The organism is Curtobacterium sp. MCBA15_016, from assembly GCF_001865105.1.
In the GTDB taxonomy this organism is placed as follows: Bacteria; Actinomycetota; Actinomycetes; order Actinomycetales; family Microbacteriaceae; genus Curtobacterium.
In genome coordinates, this window is record NZ_MJGR01000032.1 from 1 (window position 1) to 5096 (window position 5096).

The window sequence follows — 5096 nt, forward strand, 5'->3', positions numbered from 1 at the left end:
GCGACCACAGGACGGACGGGAGGGACGGTGCCAGCTGGCACCGCACCTCCCGTCTCGCATGTGGGGACGCGCAAGCCGGATCGGGCGTGCCGAACAGGAGCCGGGTCAGGCGGAGACGGACTCGCGGGCCTGGTGCTTCCAGAAGCCGGAGAACGTGATCCGGGACTTCGGCAGCCCGGCACGGTGCAGGTGTCGACGCCCCTCGGTCGCGAGCGTCGACTCGCCCACCACGAAGGCGTACCCGCGGTCGTCGGCCGGGACGTGCCGCTGGAGCTCGGCGAGCGCCGCCCGACCGGGGACCGCGTGCGGGGCGACCTCGTCGCGGACGATCCACGTGACGGTGACACCCGTGGGTGCGTCGAGAGGACGGACGTCGCCTCTGGACGGGACCTCCTGGATGATGCGGCCGACCGCGTCGCGCGGGAGCGAGGCGGCGATGCCGACGACCCCGGGGAGCCCGGTCTCCTCGGCGGCGACCAGCACCTCGCTCGTGTCGGGCGGGCAGTCGAAGATGCAGCCCTGGTCGAGCATCGCGAGCTCGTCACCGGGGCCGGCGTCGCAGGCCCAGATGGCTGCGCGGCCCTCTGGGGTGCCGTCCGCGTCGGTGTGCACGACGAAGTCGACGTCGAGTTCGGGTGTGCCGTCGGCGAGCCGGCGGAAGGCCGCGACGGTGTAGTTCGCGCAGTGCGGGCGGACGTCCTCGGGGATGGCGAGGTAGGTCGGCCACCACTTGGTGCCGTCGAGGTCGGGCATCCGGAAGGCGTCCTGGTCCGGGCGCTGCACGAACAGGCGGAACCAGTGGTCGAACCCGAGGTACCGGAACTCGTGCAGGTCGTCGCCGGTGACCGTGACGCGGTGCATCGACGGGGTGACCCGTTCGGTGCGGACGACCCGCGCGCGGAAGAGCCGGGGGTTCTCGGGCAGGAGCCGCGGGATCTTCGCCATGAGGCAAGGCTAACCTAAGATGATCTCCGTGCCAGCCCCCATCCCCACCCTGGCTCCCGTCCGGGAGGCCCCTGCCACGCGTCCGACCGACGCGCTCGGCGTGCACCGAACCGCCGTCCGACGCCGGGCCCTGGTGATCGTCGCGCTCGTCGTGGTGCTCGCCCTGGTGGCGGTCGCGAGCCTGCTCCTCGGCAGCAACCGGATCGGTGCCGACCGGGTCCTCGACGGGCTCATGCGCACCGGCAGCAGCACGGACGAGGCGATCGTCTGGGGCTCCCGCATCCCCCGGACCCTCATCGGTGCCGCGGTCGGAGCGGCGCTCGGGATCGCGGGCCTGCTCATGCAGGGGCACACCCGGAACCCCCTCGCCGACCCGGGCCTGTTCGGCGTCTCGTCCGGTGCCGGCCTCGCGGTCGTGATCGGCGTCTACGTGTTCGGCATCACGAGCACGGGCGCCACGGTGTGGTTCGCGCTCGTCGGGGCCCTCGTGGCGAGCGTGGTCGTGTTCTCGGTGACGATCGCGGGCAGCGGGACCGCGAGCCCGGTGCCCCTCGCCCTCGCCGGAGCCGCGGTCTCGGCGCTGCTCGGTGCCCTGACGTCGTTCGTGGTGCTCACCGACCAGGACTCGCTCGACGCGTACCGGCTGTGGGTCGTCGGGTCGCTCGCGGCACGGCAGCTCGACGTCCTCGGAGCCGTCTGGCCGTTCCTCGTCGCCGGACTCGTGCTCGCCGTGCTGAACGTGCGGGCGCTCGACGCACTCGGGCTCGGGACGGACCTGGCGAAGGGCCTCGGCGAGAACGTGCTCGTCGCGCGGCTCGTCGGACTCGGCGGCATCACGCTCCTCGCCGCCGGGGCGACCGCCGCCGCGGGCCCGATCGGGTTCGTCGGCCTCACGGTGCCGCACGTCGCCCGGGCACTCGTCGGCACGGGGCACCGCTGGACCCTGCCGGTGTCCGCGCTGGTGGGTGCGGCGCTCGTCGTGCTCGCGGACGTGGTCGGTCGCCTGATCGGCGGCTTCGCCGAGGTGGAGGTCGGCATCGTCCTGGCCGTCATCGGCGGGCCCGTGTTCGTCGCCGTCGCACGTCGCCGATCGCTGGTGTCGCTGTGAGCGCGGCGGAGCAGGCGCGCACGCGCACGGGCACGGGCACGGGAGCACACCCCCGCGCGCAGGCCGCCGCCGGTCGTCGCGGCGTCGTGGTGGGTCCCGTCGGGCTCGCCTGGCGCCCCCGCGTCTTCTGGTACACGGTCGCAGCGCTCGGTGCCGTCGGCGTCCTGATCGTCCTCGGTGTCGCGATCGGCTCGACCTGGATCGCCCCGGCCACGGTCCTCCGCTCGCTGTTCGGGCTCGAGACGGGGCCGGACGCCTTCATCGTCTCCACCCTGCGCCTCCCCCGCGTCCTCACCGGCGCGCTCGTCGGCCTGACCCTCGGTGTCGCCGGCGCCCTCACCCAGACCTTCACGCGGAACCCCCTCGGGACGCCCGACATCATCGGGGTGACGTCCGGCGCGAGCGTCGGAGCGGTGGCCGCGATCGTCCTCGGCGGCGGGTCGTACTCGGTCTCGGCGATCGTCCTCGGCGGGGGCATCCCGGTGGCCGCGACGATCGGTGCGCTCCTCGCAGCCGCGGCGGTGTACGGGTTCGGGTGGCGCGGCGGTGTGCAGAGCTACCGGCTGATCCTCGTCGGCATCGGGGTGAGCGCCACGCTCGACGCCGTCACGAGCTACCTGCTCGTCCGCGCGAAGATCACGGCGGCAGCGGCGGCCTCGCAGTGGCTCGTCGGCAGCCTGTCGAGCACCTCGTGGTCGAGCGTCTGGCCGCTGCTCGTGGTCGCCGCGATCGCCGTCCCCCTGGCCCTGGCCACGAGCGCCGCACTCGGCATCGGGCAGCTCGGCGACGAGGTCGCGACCGGGGTCGGCCTGGCCGTGCAGCGACACCGACTCGTCGTGATCGCGCTCGCGGTCGTCCTGACCGCCGCCGCCGTCGCCGCGGCCGGCCCGGTCGGCTTCGTCGCGTTCGTGGTCCCGCAGGTCGGGCTCCGGCTCGCCGGCACGAACCGTCCACCCCTGCTGCTCGCCGGAGCGCTCGGTGCCGCCCTCGTCCTCGCCGCGGACCTGCTCGCCCGGTCGGCGTTCCCGTGGCAGGTGCCGGTCGGCATCATCACGACCGTGATCGGCGCCCCCTACCTGATCTGGCTCCTCATCCGTCACCGCAAGGAGATGTCCCGATGACCCCCACCCCGGACACCACGACCGACGCCACCGTCCCCGTGCTCGAGGCCCGCGGGCTCGCGGTCGGCTACGACCGGCACCCCGTCCTCTCCGACCTCGACCTGCGGATCGAGCGGGGCACCGTCACGACGTTCCTCGGCGCGAACGGCTGCGGGAAGTCCACGCTCCTCAAGGCCTTCGGCCGGGTGCTCAAGCCCCAGGCCGGCGAGGTCCACCTCGACGGGACCCCGATCCGCCGGGAGTCGAACCGAGCGGTCGCGAAGAAGCTCGCGATCCTGCCGCAGTCCCCCGTGGCCCCGGCCGGGACGAGCGTCCTCGACCTGGTGATGCGCGGCCGGAACCCGCACCAGTCGTGGGCGAAGCCGTGGACCGCCGACGACGCCGACGTCGCCGAGCAGGCCATCGCGGCGACCGGTCTGACCGAGGTCGCCCACCGGGACGTCGCGAGCCTGTCGGGCGGGCAGCGGCAGCGCGCGTGGATCGCGCTCGTGGTCGCGCAGCAGGCCGAGACGCTCCTGCTGGACGAACCGACGACCTACCTCGACCTGGCGCACCAGCTCGAGGTCCTCCGGCTCGTCCGGCGCCTCAACCGCGAACAGGGCTCGACCGTCGTCATGGTCCTGCACGACCTGACGCTGGCGGCCCGGTACTCGGACCGGCTCGTGGTCCTGCACGAGGGCGGTGTCGCAGCGGACGGCACCCCGGCGGACGTCCTCACGCCGGAGCTGCTGGAACGCGCGTTCGGGCTGCACGCCCGCGTCGTCGCCGACCCGGTGACCGGGGCCCCGATGATCGTCCCCGAGGCCGACGAGCACGATGTGGTCCGCCACGACGAACTGGCGGGCGCGCTCAACTTAGGTTAGCCTCTCCTAACGTGAAGACCTTCCGCCGCGGCTCCTTCCGCGCCGCCCTCGTGACCTCCGTGGCCGTCTCGGCCCTCCTCCTCGCCGGCTGCTCCAGCACGAACAGCTCCGACGACAGCGCCGGCAGCGGCAGCAGCGCCGCAGCCGACGGCGCCTGGTCGTACAAGGACGCCACCGGCACGACCGTCAAGGTCGACCACACCCCGAAGCGCATCGTCGTGCTCAACGACATCGCGATCTCGTTCATCGAGTACGGGCTCAAGCCGGTCGGCACCTTCGGGCAGCTCACCATGGCGAAGGACGCCCGCTTCGACGACCTCGACACCGACGGCATCACGCAGCTCGGCGAGGCCTACGGCGACATCGACCTCGAGCAGCTCGCCGCGCTGAAGCCCGACCTCGTCGTCACCTCGGTCTACCCGACGGACGAGAAGGGCACGCTCGACACCACCCAGCCGGGCTACGGCTTCAAGGACAAGGAACAGCAGAAGCAGGTCCAGGCGATCGCTCCGGTCGCCCAGGTCAAGTGGGGCGGCAAGGGCGAGGACGTCATCAAGACGATCGCCGACCTCGCCGAGTCGCTCGGTGCGAAGGAGTCCACGGTCGACGCGGCCGAGGACCGCTTCGAGACCGCAGCGGACGACCTCGAGAAGGCCGCGAAGGAGTCCGACCTCTCGGTCGTCTCGATGTACGCCGACGGCGACGGGGCCTACGTCACCCGCCCGAGCGACGAGCCGACCCTGCAGATGTACACGTCCTTCGGCGTCGACTTCGTGAACCCGAAGCCCAAGGGCTTCTACTGGGGCATCTACTCGTGGGAGAACGCCGGGCAGATCTCCGGTGACGTGATCCTGCTGTCGCAGCAGGGCTACCAGGTCGCCGACCTCGAGAAGCAGCCGACGTTCGCCGACAACGCGGCGCTCGAGGCCGGCCAGGTGCACAGCTGGACCTTCCCGGCGCTCGACTACGCGTCGCAGGCCGGCTACATGCAGCAGCTCGCGGGCTGGCTCGAGGACAGCAAGAAGCTGTCGTAGTCGCCACCGGACGACGGACGGGAGG

The 5096-nt window shown here is 72.7% G+C and carries 5 protein-coding genes; 4 read left to right on the plus strand and 1 reads right to left on the minus strand.

Translation table 11 applies throughout. The features are described from left to right. Positions 1–105 precede the first annotated feature (105 nt). Positions 106–945, minus strand: a complete 840-nt coding sequence (locus BIV03_RS12980) for a siderophore-interacting protein (protein WP_071296002.1) — start codon at positions 943–945, stop codon at positions 106–108. A gap of 28 nt (positions 946–973) precedes the next feature. On the opposite strand from BIV03_RS12980, the gene BIV03_RS12985 reads away from it, so the two are divergent. The 4 genes from BIV03_RS12985 to BIV03_RS13000 are packed head-to-tail and all read left to right on the plus strand — an operon-like array spanning position 974 to position 5071. Further along, on the plus strand, positions 974–2053 hold the full coding sequence (locus BIV03_RS12985) for an iron ABC transporter permease (protein ID WP_254790889.1): 1080 nt from the start codon (positions 974–976) through the stop codon (positions 2051–2053). After that, on the plus strand, positions 2050–3174 hold the full coding sequence (locus BIV03_RS12990) for an iron chelate uptake ABC transporter family permease subunit (RefSeq protein WP_083403421.1): 1125 nt from the start codon (positions 2050–2052) through the stop codon (positions 3172–3174). Before BIV03_RS12985 ends, BIV03_RS12990 begins: the two co-directional genes overlap by 4 nt. Next, on the plus strand, positions 3171–4037 hold the full coding sequence (locus BIV03_RS12995) for an ABC transporter ATP-binding protein (protein ID WP_070418178.1): 867 nt from the start codon (positions 3171–3173) through the stop codon (positions 4035–4037). The genes BIV03_RS12990 and BIV03_RS12995 overlap by 4 nt, the downstream gene beginning before the upstream one ends. Positions 4038–4048: 11 nt before the next feature. Next, positions 4049–5071, plus strand: a complete 1023-nt coding sequence (locus BIV03_RS13000) for an ABC transporter substrate-binding protein (RefSeq protein ID WP_071296003.1) — start codon at positions 4049–4051, stop codon at positions 5069–5071. Positions 5072–5096 lie beyond the last annotated feature (25 nt).